This window comes from Acinetobacter sp. CAU_H_29a_1 (assembly GCF_058599505.1).
The window spans coordinates 171,732-196,794 of sequence record NZ_CM178655.1 but is presented as its reverse complement, the minus strand read 5'-3'; the positions used below and the strand labels follow the sequence as shown (position 1 = coordinate 196,794).

The window sequence follows — 25,063 nt, the reverse complement described above, 5'->3', positions numbered from 1 at the left end:
TAATTAGACGAGTCTAATAAAGATTGAAGAATGAATAGCTTAAAATTTAACGATTCTGTTCCATCATAATTTATGTTTAAAAATAAGGCAGTGCGAATCCTGTAACAGTTTAATTCTCTTTATGATCATTGGGTCGATGCTGAATATACTGCAAGGCAATCAACCGTGAGACGACTAAAGCCAAATACATCACCCCACAAAACATCTGTAACATCGCAATCATGCGAGCCAGCGGTGTTAGTGGCATTAAATCGGACAAACCTGTCGCCGACTGCAAACTAAAGCTTAAAAAAAGTAAATCGAGCCATGATTGTGCGCCCGCCACGTTGGGATTTAAAAAGCTATTTGGTTCCAAAATCTGACAAATGCTATATAAAAAGGCAAAACCCCATGCAATAAGCGTAAAAACTGCCCCTGCAGCAAATAGCTCATCTTTGGTCAAATAACGGTCTGCAAACATATAGCGCAGCAAGCCATAGGCCGCAATAAAATAGGCCATCGCCTCAAAGGCATGGCTAATCACCAAAAGCATCGGATCTCGCGCACCCAGCAAAATCAGTAAGGAAAAGAACAATGCCCCACCAACAAAACTCAACCCGAGGATGGTAAACACGGGGGTTTGGCGAATGACCTTGGCAATGAGTAACAGGACCAAAACACCTAAGCCCCAAACCAATACACGTAAGGACAGGCTATGGCCGCTCAACAGCGCCAAAATCAGCATAATAAATTGCAACAGCAGTAACCATGCTGAAGGCAGTAGACGGAAGCCTTTCCAAAATTCGACAAATACTTGCATATGCAGCCTGTTGTTTTTAAAGCCAAGTTTGATTGTTTCTTGTTCTCGCTTTTTTTAACTTAGCATGAATAGCCACTGAAACCGATGCTTTTTATTCATGTCAGTCGATTCATTTTGCCCAACAATTTGAGTACTGCTTGAGTACTGAATAGCACAATCTAGGTCTTTCAGCATTCAAAGCCAACACAGTTAAGAGCGTCAACACCATAAAAAAAAGCCCCGATGAAGGTAATGCCAGTCAGTTAAGAAATTGACTGGCATTTTCTTGGATATTTTTGTGCTTTAATTTTCACTACTCGCGGACATTGCCTTTGCCTTTTTTCAGGTAATACAAATATTTTAGATTGTTCAAATAATTGCGCTAAATGTTTGGGTAGGTTTCCTGCTGATTCTAAAGGTGTGTGCCTTAAGATATTGATAATACTCATAGATGCAACATGGAAACTGATCCTTAAAGGACTCACCTTTGCATGTTCAGCGATAAACCTCATCTGTCTTCTTAAGATATTATATGCAATAAATACCCCCCACAATTCTTGATAGACCAAATCAGGTTGTTTGCTTCTTAAAATCCTTGCATCCTGTAAATCACTTTTAATTTCCCGATAACACATTTCTATTTCCCAACGCTGGATATAAAGCATTGCAAGGTCTTTGAATGGATAAACTTTAGAATCTGTTAATGATGTAATGTAACGTCTTATTTTTCCTGCATATTCAACTTCAATTAAACGTGCTTCCCAATAGTCACCCAATGACGGATTTATCTTTTTTGCTCTTGCTGAAACAGGCATTTTGATCTGAAAGTCATGGGCCGCATTATGATGAATCACTTCATAACGCAGGTTGTCCTTTGCTCGCATCAACCAATGACTCTCTTCTGCCTGAGATTGCCAGCTCACTAAAAAATCAGCAGAGAAGTAAGCACGATCAAATAGGGTAATACTGCGAACTGGTGCTTTTAATTGACTGGCTAAGGTTAATTCACCTTGATCCATACTGCCCATTTGGGCATCAATCATTTCATGGGTATTGGTATTCACCAGGCAAGTCGCTCTAACTTGTGGGTAAGGTGCAGCTGCTGTTTTGCCTTTGGATGAACCAAAGTGCTTAAAGTTTTCTTCTGTATGAGGCATAGACCAAACCACACCATCTACAGCACAAACGCATAGACCGTGAAAGTTGCTATATTGTTGTTGTGAGTCTTTAAACCATGCCTGACTTAATGTCGAAAATAAAGCACTCATGGGTTCTAAGCCTAAGCGTTGTCTTGCTTGTACGGATGCACTCGGTACACAGTATTCTGCCGTACCGAAAACAAGTTGCAATTGTTGAACCACATACCAAATCGGTTGATTTCGAAATAGAGCAAGTCCGATTACCAGCCAAACAACATGTTCAGCAGGCAGTTTTCTTTTTCGAATTGATGCTTTACCTGTTTGGTCTAAGCAATCTTCAATCCAGTTTAAATCAATCAATTCACTGAATTGTGAAAGTGAAGGTAAGGTTTGTTTTAATGTTAAATCTAGATTCTGAGATAAATTCATAAAAAAAGAGCGTATTTACATACGCTCTTTTTACAGCATTTTAACTTTTTTTGCTTAACTGACTGGCATTACCGATGAAGGGGCTTTTTTTAGTTCAGGTTCAGATTAGTGATCTGAAGCACCTGAGATACCAATACCTGTTTGTGAACGTACATACTGCGCATCAAATGCTTTACGTTCTGCTTGTGCACGTGCTGAGTTATCAGTCACAGAGAACAACCAGCAGCAGAAGAACGCCAATGGCATTGCAAAGATTGCTGGACCATTGAATGGGTTCACTGGCGTTTCAGAAATGCCCAATGTATCGACCCAAACGGCTTTAGATAAGATAATTAGTGTTACTGCAGTCACTAGACCAATCACACCTCCAATCACCGCACCACGCGTGGTTAAACCTTTCCAGAACATTGACAGTACAAGCACTGGGAAGTTCGCACATGCTGCTACAGAGAATGCTAACCCGACCATGAAGGCAACGTTTTGTTTCTCAAATAGAATCCCTAAAATCATTGCAAAAATAGCAAGACCTAAAGTCGCGATTTTAGACATACGAAGTTCAGATTCAGGAGTCGTTTGACCTTTCTTGAACACGTTTGCGTACAAGTCATGTGAGATTGCTGAAGCACCTGACAAGGTCAGACCTGCAACAACAGCAAGAATCGTTGCGAACGCCACTGCTGAAATGAAGCCCATGAACAAGTCACCGCCCAATGCATCAGACAAGTGAACCGCTGCCATGTTGTTACCACCAACAAGCTCTAGCTTGCCAGTTACTGCCATTTTCGCGACATCAATGAACTGTGGGTTGTTCGATACATAAAGGATCGCACCAAAACCAATGATGAAGGTTAAAAGGTAGAAGTAACCAATGAAACCTGTTGCTACAACCACTGATTTACGTGCTTCTTTAGCATCTTTAACGGTAAAGAAACGCATTAAGATGTGTGGTAGACCCGCTGTACCGAACATTAAAGCCAAACCTAAAGAAATGGCATCAATTGGGTTCGCTGCAAGTTTACCTGGGCCCATGATATTGCCCGCTTCTGCTAGAGAAATGTCATGTACTTTAGAGAAAACTTGAATTGACTGCGTGAACATTTCAGAGAAGCTGAAGCCTACGCCTTTCATCACCATGAAAGCCATGAATGTCGCGCCAGACAAAAGCATTACAGCTTTAATAATCTGTACCCAAGTCGTTGCCAACATCCCACCGAAGATCACGTAAGCCATCATCAAAAGGCCGACAATCACTACAGCAATGTTGTAGTTCAAACCAAATAACAGTTTGATCAACTGACCTGCACCCACCATCTGAGCGATCAGATAGAATGCAACGACAACCAATGAACTCACTGCTGCAAGCGTACGCACTGGTTTTTCCGCTAAGCGGAATGACACCACGTCAGATAAGTTGAACTTACCTAAGTTACGTAGACGTTCAGCCACCAAGAACAATACGATTGGCCAACCGACCATGAAACCCAATGAATACAGCAAGCCGTCGAAGCCTGAACTGAAAACCATTGCAGAGATACCCAAGAATGACGCTGCGGACATATAGTCACCCGCAATCGCTAAACCATTTTGGAAACCTGAGATCCCGCCACCCGCTGTGTAGAAGTCAGCAGTGTTGGTGGTTTGTTTTGCTGCCCATTTGGTGATGAGCAAAGTAAATCCGACAAAGATACCGAACATGATAATGGCATGCCAGTTTGTCGCTTGCTGTTGAGCCTCACCCAAATCTGGGCCTGCAAGTGCTAGGCTCGAAGCCAACAGTGCTGTAGCAGCGACTGTAAGCGCTTTCAATGAATTCCATTTCATTAGTGCTGTCCTTTCTCTTGCGCAATGGCTTCAACTTCACGCATTGCTTCTTCATTTAATGCGTCGAGTTTGTTATTCGAGATATACGAATAAACACCACACAAAACAAAAGACAATACAATAATGCTTAGACCCAATGGCATGCCAATCGTGGTCACCCCACCACTGACTGAAGTCATTAAAAATTCTTTGTTGTAGCCGACCAACAACATGAAACCAACGTATACAACCAACATAATAGTTGTCAGTGTCCAGCTCAGTTTACTTTTACGACTAACCATTTCCTTGAATTTGGGATTTTGTAGAATCTGTTCTACTTGTCTCTCATCCATAACCATACTCCTGTTTGTATCCAACCGTAGATACAATTTTTTAATTCGAATTATTACATTTGCTAAAGTAGCAAGCTTCTGTATTGGTTGTAATTTAGACTTTGGTCTGTAAATTTTAAACAAGCTCAGCAGCCGCTATCCGAGATGCGCTATGATGGCCAAGATGAAGGAAAAACTTTAGGTAAAATGAACAGCTGGCTCATTATCGGGGTATTGGCCCTCTATATCGTCTTACTCTTTATCTGCGCCTTTTTTGGTGAGAAACACGCCAGCCGCTTGAGCACGCGTGGGCGCATGCTATTGTTTAGTTTAACTTTAGGGGTCTACTGTTCATCTTGGACCTTTTATGGCGCAACAGGTGCAGCAGTTCGTGAAGGCATTATCTTTCTGCCGATCTACCTTGGCCCACTACTCTTCGTCGCACTGGGCTATGACATTTGGCGTCGTTTAGGCCGCGTCCGTCAGCACCATGCTATTTCATCAATTGCCGATTTTGTTGCTGCACGTTATGGTAAAAGTGGGCCTTTGGCCTCGATGGTGACCATCCTCGCCGTTATTGCGATTATTCCTTACTTAGCCCTGCAGTTACGCGCTATTGCACTTAGTGCTGCGGTGATTTTAGAGCCCACCGCAGGCAGTATCGCCTCAACCACCAACGGTGTGCTATTCCTCACCGGTATTTTAGCGATTTTAGCCATGATTTTCGGGACCAGACAGATTGCCAATACAGAACAACATGGTGGTCTGATGTTGGCGGTTGCCTTCGAGTCTTTTGTCAAACTGTTTGCTTTGCTGTGTGTCGCACTCTTTTTCGTGTTTGCTGCACCTGAAAACATCCATCAAATTTCTAAGGATGTCGCGGAGACTTTCCATCAAGTACAACTGATTGGTGTGCCCGATACGTTTTGGATTCAAACCTTATTGGCTGGACTCGCGATCATTTGCTTACCGCGTCAGTTCCACGTCGCTGTGGTCGAATTGCGTGATGAAAAACATATTCGTGGGGCACGGCGCTGGTTCGCAGTTTATTTAGTTTTAACCATCATTGCTATTATCCCAATTGCCAGTTGGGCACTGCATGCAACGCCAGGTTACTTAGCGATCCCCGATGTCGCGGTTTTGTCTTTACCCTTAAGTTATGGCCAAGACTGGTTAACCTTATTAGCCTTTTTAGGTGGCTTTTCTGCCTCTACGGGTATGCTGTTGGTGTCTTCAGTGGCCCTGTCGATCATGCTCAGTAATGACTTGATCATGCCTGCCTTATGGCGTACCAATTTACTGTCCCGCCACGATAAGCGCTTACCCTTGGTGCTTAAATTTACCCGTCGGGTCTGTATTTTAGCCGTAATGCTCCTGGGTTTTTTGTTCTTCCATTTCTTTAATGACATCGACCAACTTTCAGTCTTTGGCTTATTGGCCTTTAGTGCGGTGGCTCAGTTCTCACCTGCCCTCATAGGTGGTCTGTACTGGCGTGGCGGCAGTAAACAAGGCGTCTATGCAGGTTTATTGGCCGGTTTTGGTATGTGGGCCTACACCCTGTTATTACCCACTGTACTGCGCAGTTTACCTGCTGAATATTCACACTTTACCGAAAGCTTTCTCAATTTCGGGCCAATGGGCATTAACTGGTTACGCCCTGAAGCCCTGCTCGGTTTTGAATCCTTTGCCGCACTCACTCATGGAGTAGTGTGGGCACTCGGTCTAAATATTATTTTATACATTTGGATTTCCCGAATTTTCCGCCCCAGCGTGGCCGAACAAATTCAAGCAGAAAGCTTTTTCTATTATGAAACCAAGCCACTGCCGACACAGAGCACGTCTACAGACATCAACTACATTCATCACGATGTTGCACGTTTAAAAGTTGGTGATTTAATCACCTTAGCCAAACGGATTACTGGCGATGGCGCAACCATGCGCGCTTTCCAACAGTTCTGTGCCCAGAACAATGTGGTGCTGAATGAAAACAGCAATGCCAACGGCATGTGGTGGCGTTTTACCGAACAATATTTGGCAGGCACTATTGGTGCTGCATCGGCACGTACCCTGCTCACCACCGCAATGGTCAACAATGGCCTCGCTTTGGGGCAAGTAGCAAACATTCTAGACCAAGCCTCACAGTGGCAACGTTTTAATCAAAACCTGATCATGACCATGATTGACCACATGACCCAAGGGGTGAGTGTGGTCGATGAAAATATGTGTTTGGTGGCATGGAATAACCAATATTTAAAATTGTTTGATTACCCGAAAGACATTGTCTATGTCGGTTGTCCGATTTCCGATTTGATTCGGTATAACGCAGAGCGCGGCGAATGTGGCCCAGGTTCGGTTGAAGAACATGTACGGAAACGGATGCACTGGATGCAAGTCGGTAGTGCGCACGAGTTTGAACGCATTCGTAAAGATGGTCGTGTCATTCAGATGCGTGGTAACCCAATTGAAGGCGGCGGCTTTGTCACCACCTTTGCCGACATTACTGCCTTCCGTGAAAATGAAGCCATGCTAGAGGCGCGTGTCCAAGACCGAACTCAACAGTTAGCAGATGCATTAACTGAACAACAACTGGCACGTGAACAAGCCGATAAAGCCAATATGTCGAAAAGCCGCTTTATTGCCGCGGCCAGTCATGACTTATTGCAACCGATGCATGCTGCGCGTCTGTTCAGTACGGCTTTAGAACAAAGCGTACAAAGTGAAGAAGACCGTAAAACGCTACAACAGCTTGATCGTGCCTTACACGGTGCAGAAAGTATGTTGTCTGCTCTACTGGATATTGCCCGTCTTGAAGGTGGCACCATTCAACCCAACCGCCAGGCTTATCCGCTGCATGATTTACTCAGCGACCTTGAATTACAGTTTAAATCCATTGCCGCACAGCGCGGTATTCGTTTTAGCGTACATGATGCTCAGTTCTGGATTGATACTGACCCACAGTGGATTCGCCGTATTATTCAAAACTTTGTCAGTAATGCCCTACGCTATACCGCCAAAGGCAAAGTGGTGGTGGGTGTACTCCGCTCCACGGACAAACCACGCCATATTCGAATTGGAGTTTGGGATACAGGACCCGGGATTGCAGAAGAACAACGGATTAAACTATTCCAAGAGTTTGAGCGCTGTGGCCATACCTCACCGTGGGGTGAGCAAGGGCTTGGCTTGGGTTTGGCCATCGTACAACGGATGACTAGCCTGCTCGACTACCCAGTGCATGTCTATTCAGAGTATGGCAAAGGTTCATGCTTTATGATTGAAGTACCAATCATTGACCCACCAAAAGTCGTGGCAGCGCCTGTACAAGCGGTACCACTCAAAACCAAAGCCTATAAGATTTTGTGCTTGGACAATGACGAAACCATTTTAGAAGGGATGTCGACTTTACTGACCAAATGGGGCTATCAAGTGTTTAAGGCAACTGAACCTGAACAGGCTTTTGAGATGATTCAACAAGAAAACATTCAGGTCTGGTTGGTCGATCAGCACTTAAATCATGACAAAATTGGTTTGGACTTTATTTTGGCCAATCGCCAAGAAAATGTACCTGTCGCTTTGATTACCGCAGACTCAGATCCTGAACTGCCACAACGGGTCAAAGATATGAATATCGTGCTTTTAAAAAAACCATTAAAACCTGCTTCTTTACGAGCATGGTTATCGGGTTTAAAAATTTCAAATCCTGAATAAATTCACTACATTTGCTCACAAAACCCAAGTCATCTGACTTGGGTTTTGTCTTTTTTAGGCTCTGTATACATGGCAAACTGACTAAAATTTTAAAGATTTCGACCAAAGTGCTCATTTTCAGCACGTTGAAGCCCCACAGTATTGACTAAAAATTACACATCTATTTTTACTATGGCAAAATACACCAGTTACATTAGTGAACACTTGTATACTTAGTTACAATTTTTTAAGCATTTGTTTTATTTAAACTAAATATACATAAAAACGCAAACTACGACTTTAGTCGTATTCATCTCCACAGGGGATTGGCAGATAACTAGGACTAAGAAAAGATCAGTTTTTCTACCTATATATCCCCTTCCTTCGCTGAAGAAACTGATCATCCTTCTCTTGGAGTTTTATGATGAACATTTCTAAAGCAATGCCACATGGCTCAGATCAGTCACAACAATTTTTGCGCCAGTATAGTGCCAATGCCTTTTTACCCAGTATTGACTGGGTCGAACTCTTTAAACAAAGTAGACTCAATGAAACTCATGTTCAGGCCTTAGATACGCTGTATCACACCGCCATTCCCCTCGCATTACAAGTGTTTGAACAACTCGACTTTGATGTGTTTCGCCCCGCGGCTTACCAACCGCAAGGTTTAGGTCTATTTGAAAAACTTCAGCAACAAGAAGACCCGTTCTTGCTGGCATTGGAAGCCGAATCCAGCGGACTCAGTGAAGATGTGCGCCATCAAATTTGGAGCATGCTCCTTCGCGGCGGTGCAGTTTTGGTGTTTAAAGCATGGCTCGGTAAAGTCAAAACCGATCAGGATCAACTCGACACCACCCAGTTTGACCAACTGTCGGATCTGCTCTTTGTAAAAACACCACCACAAGTCTTGGCGGATCGTTTAAGTATTGATGCCCAAGGGACACAAGACCATATTTTCCTTATGTATGACAACGAAATCTACTTAGACCGTTTCAATAGCTTGGAAACGGCGGCTTTATTTGTCGATCTTGGCGTGTATGACGCAGCCTTTTTAAGTCTGCGCGATGACCGCGTTGCCGCTTATTTGAAACAACAGGGCTATGTCTCTGAAGAGCAAATTGATGACTTGCAATGCGCTTTAAATCCTTTATTTTGTACCGATGTCACCAGCAAACAAAACTGCTTGGCTTAAACTTAAGACCGAAAAAAAGCGCTGATGATTCAGCGCTTTTTTTAATTCAATAGATCAGCTTACATTCGTTTTTCTTCAATATTTAAAGCATTGATCGCGAGTACCGCTTGAGTTCGGTTCTGTACTCCAAGCTTACGGAAAATCGCAGTCACGTGTGCTTTAATCGTCGCTTCTGAAACGTCAAGTTCATAAGCAATCTGCTTATTCAGCAAACCTTCTGCCACCATCATCAATACACGGAACTGCTGCGGTGTTAAGGATTGAATTCGCTCAGCCAGTGCAGTTTCATCGGCAGCACGTGGGTCAAAGTTCATGTTAGCGGGTAAATTTGGCGGCAACCAAATTTCACCATCTAAGACTTCGCGAATTGCTTCGCCAATATGACTTGGATGTGCCGACTTTGGAATATACCCCATCGCACCATGCGCAATTGAACGCTGAATGATCGACGTCTCTTCATGCGCTGAAACGACAATAATCGGTAATGATGGATACTGGGCACGAACGTGTACCAATGCAGAAAAACCTGAAGCACCTGGTAAGTTTAAGTCCAATAGCACCAAATCAGGTTCAGGACCTTTTTCAAGGCGTTCATAAAACTCGTTTACTGCGGCTGTTTCATGAATTTGAGCTTGCGGTAAGCTATAACGAACAGCTTGGATTAACGCATGGCGAAACAGCGGATGGTCATCAACGATTAATATATTCATAAGCAACGAGAGATTTCGAGTGCACTAGTCTTGACTATTCTAACCATACAAGTGCCGATAAGGATATGCAAAGTCTAACTTTTTTTCACTTTATCACGCTTTATTCAGAAAAATAGCCTCAACTCCAAGTCGATATTGAAATATAAATAACTAATCACATTTTGATATAAAATTTATCAGCACATCGAAAAAGGTTATTTATTTTAAATATATATAAAAAATACAACCACTTAATAAAAATTTCAGCAACCTTTTTCAGGCTCAGCAGATATATCTTAAAATCAGATAACCTAACGCTATTTCTTTATTTTACAGACCAAATGTAGATATTAGATAAATAAGCCCATTCCGAGATACAACACTTTAGGGCTGTCCTTATGTCTACTTTACTGCAAAAACCACTCAATATTGTCGCTGTGTCAGGCGGTTTAAATACCCCGTCTAAAACTGAGGCGCTAGTACAAGAAATATTAAATGAACTGGGGGAAGCAACCCCAATCCATGTACATTTTATTAAATTCAGCGAAATTGGACATCTACTCGGTGGTGCGATTTACCGCAACCAACTGCCACAACGTGTACAAGATGACTTAGCCGCGGTCGAAGCTGCCGATGCGTTGATTGTTGGAACGCCAGTTTACCGTGCTTCATTTACTGGTTTATTCAAACACTTTTTCGACTTTGTTGAGCAAACGGCGCTGGTCGATGTACCGGTACTGCTTGCAGCCTCAGGCGGCAGTGAACGTCATGCGTTGGTACTGGAGCATCAACTTCGCCCACTATTTAGTTTCTTCCAAGCGCAAACTTTACCTATTGGAGTCTATGCCACAGACAAAGACTTTACACCCGCGTATACCATCCAAAGTGAATTATTACGAGATCGGATTACTCTTGCGGTAGCTCGTGCTTTACCCATCCTAGAATGGGCACCTGCGAAAGGTCAGCGTGCAGAAGTGGTGAAAGAAAAGACCCAACTTGCGAATCAGAACTTGGGTATCAACACGCAAATCGAACAAGACGATGTGCTGCCTTCAGCGGCAGTACCAAATTTAGATGCAGCCGAGTCTCGCTTGCATCAGAAAAAAGCCAAACCACAGGTCGCTTAACGCAAAAAGCATGGAGAGGGTTTTCACATGTCACAACAGAATAAAAATATTACGTTTGCTTATTGGGTACCCAATGTCAGCGGTGGCTTAGTGGTAAGTAATATTGAGCAACGCACAGATTGGAGCTATGACTATAACGTCCGTTTAGCACACACTGCGGAAAAGAATGGCTTTGACTATGCTCTGACTCAGATTCGTTTTACTGCGGGTTATAACGCACAAAACCAACATGAGTCGGTCAGTTTTAGTCACGGTATCTTAGCCAAAACCAGCAAACTCAAAGTCATAGCCGCCATTTTACCTGGCCCGTGGAAACCCGTGCTTGCCGCAAAACAGCTTGCAACCATCGACCACTTAACCCAAGGACGTATTGCGATTAATGTGGTCAGTGGTTGGTTTCGCGGCGAATTTGATGCCATTGGTGAAGCATGGCCTGAACATGACCAACGCTATGCTCGCTCCGAAGAGTTTATTCGTGCATTAAAAGGCGTTTGGACCCAAGACAACTATAGTTTCTATGGAAAATACTACCAGTTCAAAGACTACACCTTGTCGCCCAAACCTGTGCAAAAGCCGCATATTGAAATTTTCCAAGGCGGCAGTTCACGCGCTGCACGAGATATGGCTGCACGGGTTTCAGACTGGTATTTTACCAATGGCAATACACCGGATGAACTCAAAAAACAGATTGATGATATTCGTGCAAAAGCCCAACAGAATGGCCATCAGGTCAAAATTGGGGTGAATGCTTTCATTATTGCACGAGATACCGAGGAAGAAGCGAAAACGGTTCTGCAAGAAATTATTGATAAAGCCAATATTCAAGCGGTACATGCCTTTGGTGAGGCTACCCGTGAAGCGGGAGCAGCAACACTTGAAGGTGAAGGCAACTGGGCCAAATCGACCTTTGAAGATTTGGTTCAATATAATAATGGCTTTAAAACCAATTTGATTGGTACACCACGCCAAATTGCCGAACGTATTGTGGAATTAAAAGCCGTTGGGGTGGATTTAATCCTTTCAGGTTTTTTACATTTTATCGAAGAGGTTGAATACTTCGGTGCCAAAGTGTTGCCATTGGTTCGTGAGTTGGAAGCTCAACAGCAATCCGTTGAGAATGCCAAATCTGCTTAGCTCGGTAAGCAGCAGACACGAACTAAAAAATAATAATGATAGGTGACTCTATTCTTCCCTCAAGGCTCGGCTTGAGGGTTTTTTTATTGGTGTATAATCCACACAAAGTAAAAATCCCCCCTTTATATGAACAACAGCCAACTCTCTAAATTCATTAATCTCTCTTTGGCCTTTTTATGGGGCTATCAAGGTCTAATTCCTAAAATCCTTTTTATCAATCCCGATGAGATTGCCATTTGGCAAACTTTTGGGCTGTCCTACGCACAGGCCCAACTGGCAGGTCAGGGCTCAGGTGTGCTTGAGTGTGTTTTTGCTTTATTATTTCTGTTGAGCTCCAGTAAATATCTGCATTACCTCAGTATCTTCAGCCTAGTGTTTTTATTCGCACTGGTCGCTTTTCTAATACCAGACAGTCTCATTCGTGCTTTTAATCCTGTGGCTATGAACCTTGCAATGATCAGCCTATCCATTTGTTATTGCATGCTTCACAACCAAGAAGCGACTTCCTTTAGTTCACAAAGTAAAGGATCCATATGAATTCAAAATCAGGTTGCATCGTCATTACAGGCAGTTCTAAAGGTATCGGCTTGGGTTTAGCTCAAGCCTTCTTGGAACAACAACAAGCCGTTGTGATTTCTGGGCGAAATAGCACAGATTTACAGCGCACCCTGCAACAGCTACGGCATCGTTTTCCCGCTGCGCTGATTCATGCTGTCACTTGTGATGTCACGAAGATCCATGAAGTACAAATGCTTTGGGATGAAGCCATTCAACAATTTGGTGCTGTTCAGATTTGGATTAATAATGCAGGCAGTTGTACAGCGTCACTAGACTTTAAAGATCTCGCAGCAGCAGACATACAGACTGTGGTTCAGACCAATATTCTAGGCAGTATGTTCGGCTCACAAGTGGCCTTAAACGGCATGCTGGCACAAGGCTATGGTCAAATTTTCAATATGGAAGGTTGGGGTACTCGCGGCGAATGGAGTGCAGGCATGACCGTCTATGCCACCACCAAACGTGCCGTAGGTTACTTTAGTCAAGCCCTATTTAAAGAAACCAAACAGACCAACATTCAAGTCGGCACACTCAGTCCCGGAATGGTAGCAACCGACCTACTGGTATCCTCATGGCAAAATGGCAATGTTCAGCACTGGAACAAAATGAAACGGCTTTTTTTGTTTATTGTCGATCCTCCCGAAGTGGTCTGTCGCTATTTGGCTCAACGTATTTTAGAGAATAAACGTCGCCATACTCGAATCGTATGGATGACGCCCTTACGTCTGTTGCTCCGATTTTTTCGGCCCTATTATTGGCGTCGAAATCCAATCAAAGATACAGCTTTAGCACATCTCAACTCAAAATAATGCCACATCAAGTTGTAGATCATTTACATTAAACATACCCCCGAATTAGGAAGACTTCTGATGTACACAGGTATCGTACAAGGCTTAGAGAAAATTTTAGATGTCCGTCAAGGCGACGGTTTTAGCACCCTTGTAGTTTCAAATACACACAACTTTTTTCACGATGTCTTCATCGGTGCAAGTGTAGCCATCAATGGCACCTGCTTAACTGCAACGCACATCGATCTGACCACCAGTCAAGTCCATTTTGATGTCTCAGATTTGACTCGACGCCTGACCACTTTAGGGGCTTTACAGACAGGCGATGAGGTGAATATCGAACGTTCAGCCAAAGTCGGGATGGAAAATGGGGGACACAACTTGTATGGACATATCGAAGGAACGGCTACGATAAAGCAGCTGAGCCGTCACGGCGAGACTCTGCATGTGGATCTCCACATTCCCGAGGGTAATATCAAATACTTTTTCTTAAAAGGTTTTATTGGTCTGAATGGTTGTAGCCTCACCGTCAACCGTGTTGATCGTAACAGCCATGAAATCTCTGTCGATTTGATTCCTGAAACCTTGCGTCTGACCACGTGGGCATCGGTACAAGTCGGCGATGCGGTCAATTATGAAATTGATCAGATGACGCGGACGATGGTTGATACCTTAGAAAGCATCCATCAGCGTTAAGATAGCTCTTCTAATGGGACTGCACCCCATATATGCAGGTTTATAGCACAATCCAAATCTGTTCGCTGTTTATGCCAAAATAAAAAATACCGTCTGCTTAAGACGGTATTTTTTAGGTCGATTTTATCCGTTTGGATATACTTCTTTAATCAACACTTCGACCACTTGCGGTTCAGCCAGCGTCGATGTATCGCCCAAACTATCTAATTCGTTCGCCGCAATTTTTCTTAAAATACGGCGCATAATTTTGCCTGAACGTGTTTTGGGTAAAGACGGTGCCCAATGTAAGGCATCTGGTGTCGCCACAGGGCCCAACACCTTTCTTACCCACTGAATCAGCTCTGCACGGAGTTCTTCCGTTTGCGCTGTGCCTGCTTGTAAAGTGACAAAGGAACAAATTCCCTGCCCTTTGATCTCATGTGGCATTCCTACTACGGCAGCCTCAGCAACCGCCTCATGTGCCACCAAAGCACTTTCCACTTCGGCCGTGCCTAAGCGGTGCCCTGACACATTCAGTACATCATCGACTCGACCTGTGATCCAGTAATAACCATCTTTATCACGGCGTGCACCATCGCCCGTGAAATAGGTTCCCGGATAAGTTGCAAAATACGCTTCGATAAACCGATCAGGATCCCCCCAAATGGTTCGCATTTGTCCCGGCCATGAATCCTTAATCACCAGATTGCCTTCGGCCTCACCTTCTAACTCTTTGCCTTCAGCATCAACCAAAGCGGGTTGAATCCCAAATAAAGGACGCGTTGCAGACCCTGGTTTAAGTGGTGTCGCACCCGGAAGTGGAGAAATTAAAATCCCGCCTGTTTCAGTTTGCCACCAAGTATCCACCACTGGGCAACGGCTTTCCCCCACCACTGTGTAGTACCAATTCCATGCTTCAGGGTTGATCGGCTCTCCAACGGAACCAATTAAACGCAAACTGCTACGGTCACTCTCACGGACAAAGGCATCCCCTTCACGCATCATGGCGCGGATCGCTGTCGGTGCTGTGTACAAAATCGTCACATTGTGTTTGTCGACAATGTGCCCTGTACGTGCCCAACTTGGATACTGTGGAATCCCCTCAAACATCACCGTTGTGGTTCCATTCGACAATGGTCCATACAGCACATAAGAGTGTCCCGTAATCCAGCCCACATCGGCGGTACACCAAAACACATCATCTTGTTTTAAGTCGAATACTTCACGGAAGGTACTATTCACATAAGTTAAATAGCCCCCTGTGGTATGCAGCACACCTTTGGGCTTACCGGTTGAACCTGAGGTATATAAAATAAATAGGGGATCTTCGGCATTCATCGGTTCAGGTGGACATATCTCATTGACGGTCATGATTTCCATGTGATACCACAAGTCACGCCCTTCTTTCAGCGTGATCGGATTACCTGTCCGATATACCACAATCACGTTTTGTACCGAGTCTGTACCGGGTAGATTCAATGCCGCATCTACATTTTCTTTCAGCGGAATCGGTTTACCCCCCCGCATTCCAGAGTCTGCGGTAATCACAATTTTGGCTTGACTGTCATCAATTCGGCTCGCCAATGAGTCAGGTGAAAAGCCACCAAACACCACACAATGCACGGCACCGATTCGGGCACAGGCCAACATCGAAATGGCCGCTTCTGAAATCATCGGCATATACAGCACTACACGATCACCCTTCACCACGCCATGCTTTTTCAAAACATTGGCAAAACGACACACTTCGTCATACAGTTCAGCAAAGGAAATGATTTTATGGCGCGACGGATGGTCACCTTCCCAAATAATGGCAGGTTTATACGGATGCTCTTTTAAGTGGCGATCAAGGCAGTTAGCACTTAGGTTTAACTGCCCATCGGCAAACCATTCAATTTTAAAATTGTCTTTATCATAACTGGTGTTTTTAACTTGGCTAAAAGGCTTGATCCAATCGAGTTTCAACGCTTGTTCAGCCCAATACTCGTCAGGTTGTTCTATCGATTTTTGATAGCGTTCAAAATATTCTTGTTCATTGGTGCGCGCAGTTTTTTCAAATTCTGCAGGTACAGGATATACTTCTTTCATATCATACTTCCTTATATTCTGACTCTCATCGCGAGAGTTCATGCCACAGTTATTGGTTTATTATTGGACTGCATAACCACAGTATGACGATTGTTTTTTAAACAGATCAACACGGCTTTGGTCGTATATTATTTCTACAATTTAAAACACATTTTATAGTGATCTTTCAATGAGATCCTGTGTTTAATCCGTAACATGAACAACGTCGAACTCCGTAAAGTGGCTCCAGCTAGGCTTTTTAAACATATTGTTACACTTCAGGCTGTGCTATTTCATACATAGGAGCATGGCTCAGCACCTTGATTCAAAAAATCAAGCATTTAAAAAACAGACAGATAGATTTTTATCCGTTTATCAATCACTCAGAATGCGATAATTTCATACGCTTTTCTCTATTAAATACACACAATTTTCAGGCAAAATATGCCAAATTTTCAGCGATTGGAGCACCAGTGTCAGAACAAACCCATACCTTGAGCGAGGTTGCTCAAGGTACGTCAGAGATGCTACATGACGCGACAGCGAAAACCACCCAAAGTGTAATTGCACATACAGCAAAATATAATGATGCCTATTCCACCATCGACAAATTTGTCGATAGTTTTTGGGAGCGTATGCCTTATTTTTGTATTGCGCTGATTACCTTCGTCATTTTTTATTTGCTCTCCAAACTGTTTAAGCTTTTTGTTCGTAAAGCACTATCTGATCGTTCTTATACCAAACAAAACCTTGTCCTTGTCCTGAACCGTGTCGGCAGTTCGGCCATCGTCTTTATTGGCTTCCTGATTGCCATGGTGATTGCGATTCCAGGTTTCACACCCGGTCAGCTGATGAGTGCTTTGGGGATTGGCTCGGTTGCCATTGGTTTTGCATTTAAAGATATCTTCCAAAACCTACTTTCAGGAATCCTGATTTTACTGGGTGAACCGTTTAAGATTGGTGACGACATCATTGTCTCGGGTATGGAAGGTAACGTTGAAGATATTCAAATTCGTGCCACTTACCTACGTGCGCCAGATGGTCGCCGTATCGTGATCCCCAATGCGACTGTGTATACCAGTGCGGTCACTGTCAACACCGCCTATCCACGTCGTCGCTGCGAGTTCTTGGTCGGTATTGGTTATGAAGATGACATCAAAAAAGCCAAAGATATTATTTTAGGTATTTTAGACCGAGATACGACCATTTTAAGTCAGCCAAGTTTTAGCGTGAACGTCGCTGCACTTGCAGATTTTTCAGTGAACCTCAAAGTCCAATGGTGGGTCAACACCACAGAAACCACGGTATCTGGCTCAATCAGTTCAGTACAAGAATATGTAGTTCAGGCCTTTGCTGAGCAAGGGATTTCTATTCCTTACCCAGTTCAAGAAGTTCGCGTCGCAAAAAATGACAGCTACCCGACAGAAGCCTCAACCGCTAAATAAGCGCCCTAAAACATAAGGGATCACGGTTTCAGTCCGAATAATACGGTTGCCTAAGCTCATCGCTTGGCAGCCGTTTTTTACAAGTAATTCAACTTCGTAAGGGATAAATCCACCTTCCGGTCCGATCACAACCGTACACGGATGCTGAATCGCAAAAGGCATTTTGGCATCGCTATAAGGATGTGCCACATAAGCAGGACAATCAGCTGAAATCAGACTTGGCAATTGATCTTCAACAAAAGGCTTAAAGCGTTTATAAATTTCAATTTTCGGTGCAAGCGTATCGCCTGCCTGCTCTAGCCCCAAAGTCACATATTGATCCAACTGTTGTAAGAACGGAGTTTGCCAATAACTTTTATCGACCCGATAGCTGTGCAGCAAAATGATTTTTTCAACCCCTAAAGTCACCGCATCCATAATCAAACGACGCAGAACTTTAGGGCGTGGCATCGCGACAATTAAAGTCACTGGTAGTTTGGCTGGTACAGGTTCTTCATATAAGGGTTTTATGCGTACAGCTGTTTCGGAAACCTCAACCACTTGCGTAAGATGACGCTTTCCGTTTTGTATCCCGACTTTTAAAGTATCACCGGCTTTCAGCTCTAAATGACGATGCAAATGTTCAAGCTGGCGCTTGGCACTAATGGACCAGAGTTCAGATTCAGTTTGGCGCGGATCTAAGAGAACAATATTCATAATTTGAAAAAACTACTTTAAACTTTGCGAACTCGTGATATTCAGCAGCTTAATCACTCATAGCCACAAATAACAATATAAATTTAAAGCCCCTGTGTAGGCATGACCCTACTTTTGAAAGAGCAAAAGTAGGCAAAACTCTTTGTTAGGCTGATAGTACATCCCTATACCACAGCCTAACGGTGGCATCCCTGCCACCTCACCGTTCCTATTTATTGTGAATAGTCTATAAATAAGCATCAATCACTTGAATATGCTTGGCTAGAGAACCAGTATTCAGTTGCATAATCTTTTGTGCCGCTTGATTCAGTGTATTGGCCTGCTCAGTATCCTCTAACAGTGTCATCAATACCGCAGCAGCTTGTTCAGCATCCTCAACAACTTTCACTGCATCGGCTTGTACAAATTCATCGACAATGGTTTGGAAATTAAAATAGTTTTTGCCCAAAACCGTCGGCACATGTAACGCAATCGGCTCTAAAATATTATGCCCACCACCCGGTTCATTCAGTGAGCCTCCGACAAAACAGGCATTAGATAAGGCATACCATAACCACATCTCCCCCATCGAATCGGCTAAATAGACTTGGGTGTCCGCCTGTATGCTTTGTCCCGTACTTCTGCGAGTGGTATTTAAATTTAAACTTTGTGCAACAGCAAAGACCTCATCAAAACGCTCTGGATGACGTGGTACAACAATGCACAACAGTTCAGGCTGTGTATCCAAATATGGCTTAAACGCGCTTAACAGTTTTTGTTCTTCGGGTGCATGAGTACTGGCAATAGTGATGATCTTACGCCCAGCGAGTGACCATTCTTGCTTGAGCTGAGCTGCCTGTTTGACAGCCGATTCTGGCGCATGAATATCAAACTTAATACTCCCCACCACCTGTGTTAGCGATGGTGCTGCACCGAGCTGAATAAAGCGCTCTGCAGTTGCCTGATCTTGTACCAAAAGCTGATCTAGTCCGTGTAACATCGGCTGCGTAAGGCTAGATACTTTGGCATAGCCTTTGGCTGATTTTTCAGAAAGACGTGCATTAATCAAGATACATGGCACCTGACTCTGCCCCGCTTGGGCAATTAAATTCGGCCACAGTTCCGTCTCAACCAAAGCCAACAGCTTAGGCTGATACAATGTAAAAAACTGACGAACTAAAGGTTTTTGATCCGCAGGTAAATATACAGCTTGGAACAGGTCTAAATAAGGTGCTTTTAAGAATAGGGATTTGGCCCGTGCCTGTCCAGTTTTGGTGGTATTGGTCACCAAGACTGGATGACCGGCTTTTAAATAATGCTCGATGAGAGGCTGCGCTGCATTGGTTTCACCCACCGACACCACATGAAACCAAATCGCTTGGCGATTTTTAACCGGTTGAAATGGCCCGAAACGTTCGAGACATTCTTGTTGAAATTGTTCTGTAGTCTCTGCACGTTTTTTTATTTTAGACTTATACAGCGGTTTGATCAGCGCAAGTGCTGCGTTATACCAAAAAGGAGTAGCCAAATACGTGCTCCAAAAATCAATGCAAAAATAAAACAGCGCAACTCATATTATCCCATGAATTGCGCTGTTATCTTGTCGCGAATTGAACGGAAAAGCAATTTAAACCGCAGCAGTTTCCATTTCAGCTAAAGTCGGATAGTCCACATAGCCTTCAGCGACATCCGTTCCAATCATATTTTCCAGTTTCAGTTCATTCAGTGGTGCATCTTGCAGTAAACGCTCATACAAGTCTGGATTGGCAATATACGCCTTACCAAAAGACACCGCACCAGCCTTGCCTGATGCCAACAGCTGAATCGCATCTTCACGACTCAGTTGCATATTGGCAATATAAGGCACTCCACCAGAACGCTCTTTCATATATTCAGAAATACTGTCTTCAGCCAGATATTCACGGGTAAAGAAGAAGGCAATCTTGCGTTTGCCCAGCTGCTCCATGGCATAGCCAAATGTTTCACGTGGATTATCATCGCCCATGTCATGGTCATCACAACGCGGCGCAAAATGTACCCCTACACGATCTGCACCCCATACTTCAATCAGTGCATCAGTGGCTTCTAGCAGGAACCGTGTACGATTTTCCACTGAACCGCCGTATTCATCTTCACGCTGATTGGTTTTGCTTTGCAAGAACTGGTCAATAAGATAACCATTGGCAGCATGTAATTCCACACCATCAAAACCGGCTTCTTTAGCACGAATCGCGGCTTGCTTATATTGCTCGGTAATCGCGTGAATTTCAGAAACCTCCAAAGGACGTGGCAATACATAAGGACGTTTTGGACGTAGTAAGCTGACATGACCCGCCTGTTGTACTGCACTTGCAGAGACTGGTGTTTCACCATTTAACAGATCCGGATGCGATACACGACCAACATGCCAAAGCTGGGCAATAATCAGACCGCCCTTCTCATGAACCGCTTGAGTGACCTTTTTCCAGCCTTCGACCTGAGCATCGGTAAACAATCCTGGAGTATTCAAATAGCCATTGGCTTCTTCAGAAATCACTGTAGCTTCAGAAATGATCAGGCCAGCACTTGCACGTTGCGCATAGTACTCAACCATCATTGGGGTTGGAACGCGATCAGCAGTTGCGCGGTTACGGGTCAGCGGCGCCATGATGACACGGTTTTTAAGCTCTAACGCACCGAGCGTTAAAGGAGAATTTAATTCAGCCATCGTTACTCCCACCTGTTAAAGGTGTTGTTGTAGGTGTTCGATAAATTGCTGAATCAACGCTTCATTGCGAGAAAAATAAGACCATTGTCCATATTTTTCCACTTGAATTAAACCGGCCTGCTGTAAAACGGACAAATGGTTCGACATCGTCGATTGCGATACATTTCCCAACCGTTCGATATGACCTGCACATACGCCGCGTCTAAAGTCACTACATTCGTCACTCGATAAAAATTGTTCCGGTTTTTTTAACCATTCCAAAATTTGGCGACGCGTTGGATTAGCCAAGGCTTTAAAAATTAAATCTATATCCATACTCAAGACACGTTTAATGGGCAACAAAGCGTTGTCAGCTTGTTTTACTTAATATATCGCATTTTTTCGATTTTAATATCGATTTTTTTAGATATATTGTAAAATAACTGATAACACTTTGCTTTCATTCATCATTTAAATTACAAACCTTGTTTTAAGCTTGCTTCAATAAACTTATCAAGGTCACCATCTAGTACTGCACCAGTGTTGGAGTTTTCAACACCCGTACGTAAGTCTTTAATACGCGAGTCATCCAACACATAAGAACGAATCTGACTGCCCCAACCAATATCCGACTTCGAGTCTTCAAGTGCTTGAGCTGCTTCGTTACGTTTGCTCATTTCCAATTCATACAACTTCGCACGTAACTGTTTCCAAGCATGGTCACGGTTGGCATGCTGTGAACGTTGGTTCTGACACGCCACCACAATACCTGTTGGCGCGTGGGTTAAACGTACCGCAGAGTCTGTTTTGTTAATGTGCTGACCACCTGCACCAGAAGCACGGTAGGTATCGGTACGCACGTCAGATGGGTTGATATCAATTTCAATGTTGTCATCGACTTCTGGCGAGACAAACACAGCAGAGAATGAGGTATGACGGCGGTTACCCGAGTCAAATGGCGATTTACGTACTAAGCGATGTACGCCCGATTCGGTACGCAACCAACCATAGGCATATTCACCTTCAACACGAATCGTCGCCGACTTAATCCCAGCCACATCGCCGTCTGACTCTTCCATCAATTCAGCTTTAAAACCATGACGTTCAATCCAGCGCATATACATACGCAGTAGCATTGAAGCCCAGTCTTGTGCTTCTGTCCCACCTGAACCGGCTTGAATTTCCACATAACATGGATTTGGGTCCATTGGGTTACTGAACATACGGCGGAATTCAAGCTTCGCTAACTCTTCTTCTGCAGAAGTCAATTCAGCTTGGACATCAGCCAACAGACTTTCATCATCTGCTTCTACTGCCAAATCAAGCATCGCTTGCGCATCTTCAAGCTGCGTTGCCAAACCATCTAACACATTTAAGACGTTTTCAAGTTCGCCTTTTTCTTTGGCCATGGCTTGTGCACGGTTTTGATCATTCCAAATCGCTGGGTCTTCTAATTCACGGAGAACCTCTTCTAAACGCTCTTTTTTCAGATCGTAGTCAAAGATACCCCCGTAATGTGAGACCACGGTCGTTTAAGTCTTTTAATTGGTTTAGATACGGATTAATTTCCACGTGAATTACTCTCAATCAATATAAAGCGAAAAATAGCCGCTGATTATATCACAGTCGACGGCTAGGATTATTCATCTCAAATTCGACAAAAACACACCGTTCTTTCTAGAGATTAAAACTGTTTAGCCTCCAAAAAAGCATTCTCTTGAACCGCAATCAAGCTGCATATAAATGCGAACCATCCCATAAAATACATACCGGAGAAGTATTCTCAACAGACAAACGGACTAAACATTTTGAGTTAAAATTGATTAAAATAGCGTCAAAAATTATGAAATCCACAGAATCTACACAATTTTAATAAAACAAAACATTATAAATTTATAATTTATTATCAATCATTTAAATTTAAAAAATTACACGATGTAACCGTAGATACAGAGCATTAACTTTCCTTTGGTTGACGCTTTTTTATTTTGCCCTAGACTGAAGTTGTAACAAAAAATTAATGAAATACAGTTCCACTTACGAGGGGTACATACCATGAAAAAATTAGCAATTGCTTCAGCATTACTTTCAGCTCTAGCGATCACAGGTACTGCGCATGCATACCAAGCAGAGGTGGGTGCTTCAGCTGGCCTAATTGATCCAGACAACGGTAGTTCAAGCGGCTCTTTTGGCGTAGATGGCACATACTATTTCAACCCAGTTCAAACACGTAACGCGCCACTTGCAGAGGCAGCATTCTTAGACCGTGCAAGTAACGTTAACGCAAAATACCAATACGACGAAGTAGGTGATGATGAGCGTCATCAATATGGTGTCGGTGCTGAAGTATTCATTCCGAACTCAGACTTTTACCTAGGTGGTAAAGTGGGCCGTGATGATTACTCTTTTGACAATGGCGGTGACTTTGATACCACTGTTTATAGCGCTGAAGTCGGTTATTTACCTGCACCAGGTTTATTAATTGCTGCAGGTTTAAAAGGTTATGACAACGACTATAACGACGGTGTCGATCCAACTTTACGTGCTAAATATGTGACTACACTGAGCAATGGTAAAGACATTAACTTAGAAGCAGGCGCAGCTTTTGGTGATCTTGATGAATACAATCTTAAAGGCGATTACTTCATCGATAAAACTTTAAGCTTAGGTGCTGACTATTACAGCAATGACTTAAGTGATACTAGCGAATTTGGTATCAATGCCCGTAAATTCTTTACCCCACAAGTCAGCCTTGAAGGCCGTGTTGGCTTTGGTGAAGTTGGCAACAACGACTACAACAAATTCGGTGTAGCTGCGAAATACCGTTTCTAAGACCAATTAAAAACCTTGAATACTCAAAGCCCATTTTCGAATGGGCTTTTTGCACTCTCATAAAGCATTGTTATAAATAAAGATTGACTCCCTGCTACTTTTTCGTACACTTCGTTACAACTGTCATAGAACAGTCATATTTTTATAACAAAGAGAGAACCTCTAAAATGCTTAAACAACTTGCACTTACTACCGCACTTATTGCGAGCTTCGGGACTGCACATGCTTACCAAGCAGAAATCAATGCAAACTACGAAAATACAAGCTTTGATGGTGACAGTGAAGATCTTGATACTTTTGGCATCGGTGGCAAGTACTACTTAAATGGAGTCAACACTAAAAATTCGCCACTTGCAGAGGCTGCTTTTTTAAGCAAAGCAAGCAACATTGGTCTTGGTTATGCGAACTCAAGTATTGATGAAGACGGCGCCGATTTAGAAATTGACACAGTCGGTTTAAATGGTGAATTTTTCATCCCAAACTCTCAATTTTATGTTTCTGGTAGCCTCAACCGCTCTGAAGTAACGGTTGAAGGTGAGTTTGGTAAAGCATCAGATGATAATGTCGGTTATGCGTTAGAAGCAGGTTACCTGCCTGTCGATGGGCTACTCATTGCGGCTGGTGTAGCCAAAGAAAATCTTGATCCAATGTATGTTTCAAAAAATGGCTTCATTGATACATTCTCAAATATCTCCGCAGTAGCAGACGATACAGCTGTAACCTTACGCGCTAAATATGTGACTCAAATTGGTAACCATTTTACCAATTTTGAAGGTGCAACATACTTTGGTGATGAAACTGCTTACCGCTTAGGTGCCGATTTATATATCGATCCAACCTTAAGTGTTGGTGTTTCATTTATGGATACAACATTCGATGACTTTGACACTGTTTGGGCTGTTCGCGCGCAAAAATTCTTTACGCCTGCTATTGCTGTTGGCTTGAACTACACAACAACGGAAGATGCTGATTCATACGGTATCAATGGTACATTCCGCTTCTAATTGAAACAAAAATGTATTAAAAAACCGCT

21 protein-coding genes are annotated in these 25,063 nt (G+C 43.3%); 10 read left to right on the top strand and 11 right to left on the bottom strand.

Annotated elements, in window-relative coordinates:
- Positions 1–109: 109 nt before the first annotated feature.
- From AC4MDD_RS00900 to AC4MDD_RS00885, 4 genes are all read right to left on the bottom strand, one after another.
- The gene (locus tag AC4MDD_RS00900; RefSeq protein WP_004691682.1) at positions 110–799 is read right to left on the bottom strand and encodes an ion channel; all 690 of its coding nucleotides are present in this window, start codon (positions 797–799) and stop codon (positions 110–112) included.
- A 242-nt stretch (positions 800–1,041) separates the two neighbouring features.
- Positions 1,042–2,346 carry an IS4 family transposase gene (locus tag AC4MDD_RS00895; protein WP_062032364.1) on the bottom strand — a complete coding sequence of 435 codons (1,305 nt, stop codon included), beginning with the start codon at positions 2,344–2,346 and terminating at the stop codon, positions 1,042–1,044.
- A gap of 105 nt (positions 2,347–2,451) precedes the next feature.
- Positions 2,452–4,167 carry a cation acetate symporter gene (locus AC4MDD_RS00890; protein WP_004691683.1) on the bottom strand — a complete coding sequence of 572 codons (1,716 nt, stop codon included), beginning with the start codon at positions 4,165–4,167 and terminating at the stop codon, positions 2,452–2,454.
- On the bottom strand, positions 4,167–4,499 hold the full coding sequence (locus AC4MDD_RS00885; RefSeq protein ID WP_004691685.1) for a DUF485 domain-containing protein: 333 nt from the start codon (positions 4,497–4,499) through the stop codon (positions 4,167–4,169). Before AC4MDD_RS00885 ends, AC4MDD_RS00890 begins: the two co-directional genes overlap by 1 nt.
- 186 nt (positions 4,500–4,685) lie before the next feature.
- On the opposite strand from AC4MDD_RS00885, the gene AC4MDD_RS00880 reads away from it, so the two are divergent.
- The gene (locus AC4MDD_RS00880) at positions 4,686–8,183 is read left to right on the top strand and encodes a hybrid sensor histidine kinase/response regulator (protein ID WP_005401534.1); all 3,498 of its coding nucleotides are present in this window, start codon (positions 4,686–4,688) and stop codon (positions 8,181–8,183) included.
- Between the two features lie 403 nt (positions 8,184–8,586).
- On the top strand, positions 8,587–9,354 hold the full coding sequence (locus tag AC4MDD_RS00875) for a hypothetical protein (protein WP_339399873.1): 768 nt from the start codon (positions 8,587–8,589) through the stop codon (positions 9,352–9,354).
- Positions 9,355–9,413: 59 nt separating this feature from the next.
- Here AC4MDD_RS00875 and AC4MDD_RS00870 read toward each other — a convergent pair whose 3' ends face one another.
- Positions 9,414–10,064: a response regulator gene (locus AC4MDD_RS00870; RefSeq protein ID WP_004691689.1), complete on the bottom strand. Its 651-nt coding sequence runs from the start codon at positions 10,062–10,064 to the stop codon at positions 9,414–9,416.
- A 377-nt stretch (positions 10,065–10,441) separates the two neighbouring features.
- Between AC4MDD_RS00870 and msuE the strand changes: the two genes are divergently transcribed.
- From msuE to AC4MDD_RS00845, 5 genes are all read left to right on the top strand, one after another.
- Entirely contained in the window at positions 10,442–11,170 is a 729-nt protein-coding gene (msuE, locus tag AC4MDD_RS00865) for an FMN reductase (RefSeq protein WP_086209150.1), read from the top strand.
- A gap of 27 nt (positions 11,171–11,197) precedes the next feature.
- Positions 11,198–12,304, top strand: a complete 1,107-nt coding sequence (gene sfnG / locus AC4MDD_RS00860) for a dimethylsulfone monooxygenase SfnG (protein ID WP_491882181.1) — start codon at positions 11,198–11,200, stop codon at positions 12,302–12,304.
- A gap of 126 nt (positions 12,305–12,430) precedes the next feature.
- Entirely contained in the window at positions 12,431–12,841 is a 411-nt protein-coding gene (locus AC4MDD_RS00855) for a DoxX-like family protein (RefSeq protein ID WP_491882180.1), read from the top strand.
- Positions 12,838–13,671 carry an SDR family NAD(P)-dependent oxidoreductase gene (locus tag AC4MDD_RS00850; protein WP_491882179.1) on the top strand — a complete coding sequence of 278 codons (834 nt, stop codon included), beginning with the start codon at positions 12,838–12,840 and terminating at the stop codon, positions 13,669–13,671. The genes AC4MDD_RS00855 and AC4MDD_RS00850 overlap by 4 nt, the downstream gene beginning before the upstream one ends.
- Before the next feature lie 60 nt (positions 13,672–13,731).
- Complete coding sequence (locus AC4MDD_RS00845; RefSeq protein ID WP_078388330.1) at positions 13,732–14,346, top strand: riboflavin synthase subunit alpha; 615 nt, start codon at positions 13,732–13,734, stop codon at positions 14,344–14,346.
- A gap of 123 nt (positions 14,347–14,469) precedes the next feature.
- On the opposite strand, the gene acs is transcribed toward AC4MDD_RS00845, so the two are convergent.
- Positions 14,470–16,413: an acetate--CoA ligase gene (gene acs, locus AC4MDD_RS00840; RefSeq protein WP_491882178.1), complete on the bottom strand. Its 1,944-nt coding sequence runs from the start codon at positions 16,411–16,413 to the stop codon at positions 14,470–14,472.
- Between the two features lie 452 nt (positions 16,414–16,865).
- On the opposite strand from acs, the gene AC4MDD_RS00835 reads away from it, so the two are divergent.
- Positions 16,866–17,837: a mechanosensitive ion channel family protein gene (locus AC4MDD_RS00835; protein ID WP_005401523.1), complete on the top strand. Its 972-nt coding sequence runs from the start codon at positions 16,866–16,868 to the stop codon at positions 17,835–17,837.
- Here AC4MDD_RS00835 and AC4MDD_RS00830 read toward each other — a convergent pair.
- From AC4MDD_RS00830 to prfB, 5 genes are all read right to left on the bottom strand, one after another.
- Entirely contained in the window at positions 17,823–18,533 is a 711-nt protein-coding gene (locus AC4MDD_RS00830) for a 16S rRNA (uracil(1498)-N(3))-methyltransferase (RefSeq protein WP_005401522.1), read from the bottom strand. The genes AC4MDD_RS00835 and AC4MDD_RS00830 overlap by 15 nt on opposite strands.
- A gap of 226 nt (positions 18,534–18,759) precedes the next feature.
- Complete coding sequence (locus AC4MDD_RS00825) at positions 18,760–20,040, bottom strand: 3-deoxy-D-manno-octulosonic acid transferase (protein WP_491882177.1); 1,281 nt, start codon at positions 20,038–20,040, stop codon at positions 18,760–18,762.
- Positions 20,041–20,139: 99 nt separating this feature from the next.
- The gene (locus AC4MDD_RS00820) at positions 20,140–21,219 is read right to left on the bottom strand and encodes an alkene reductase (protein ID WP_005401520.1); all 1,080 of its coding nucleotides are present in this window, start codon (positions 21,217–21,219) and stop codon (positions 20,140–20,142) included.
- 15 nt (positions 21,220–21,234) lie between these two features.
- A complete protein-coding gene (locus tag AC4MDD_RS00815; protein ID WP_039890693.1) occupies positions 21,235–21,534 on the bottom strand; it encodes an ArsR/SmtB family transcription factor in 300 nt (99 codons plus the stop codon).
- A 140-nt stretch (positions 21,535–21,674) separates the two neighbouring features.
- A protein-coding gene (gene prfB / locus AC4MDD_RS00810; protein ID WP_155115836.1) for a peptide chain release factor 2 occupies positions 21,675–22,770 on the bottom strand; the annotation gives its coding sequence in 2 pieces (ribosomal slippage) (positions 21,675–22,697 and positions 22,699–22,770; 1,095 coding nt in all).
- A gap of 483 nt (positions 22,771–23,253) precedes the next feature.
- On the opposite strand from prfB, the gene AC4MDD_RS00805 reads away from it, so the two are divergent.
- Together AC4MDD_RS00805 and AC4MDD_RS00800 are read left to right on the top strand one after the other, a co-directional pair.
- Positions 23,254–24,030: a putative porin gene (locus AC4MDD_RS00805; protein WP_005401517.1), complete on the top strand. Its 777-nt coding sequence runs from the start codon at positions 23,254–23,256 to the stop codon at positions 24,028–24,030.
- A gap of 167 nt (positions 24,031–24,197) precedes the next feature.
- The gene (locus AC4MDD_RS00800; protein WP_005401516.1) at positions 24,198–25,034 is read left to right on the top strand and encodes a putative porin; all 837 of its coding nucleotides are present in this window, start codon (positions 24,198–24,200) and stop codon (positions 25,032–25,034) included.
- Positions 25,035–25,063: the final 29 nt, after the last annotated feature.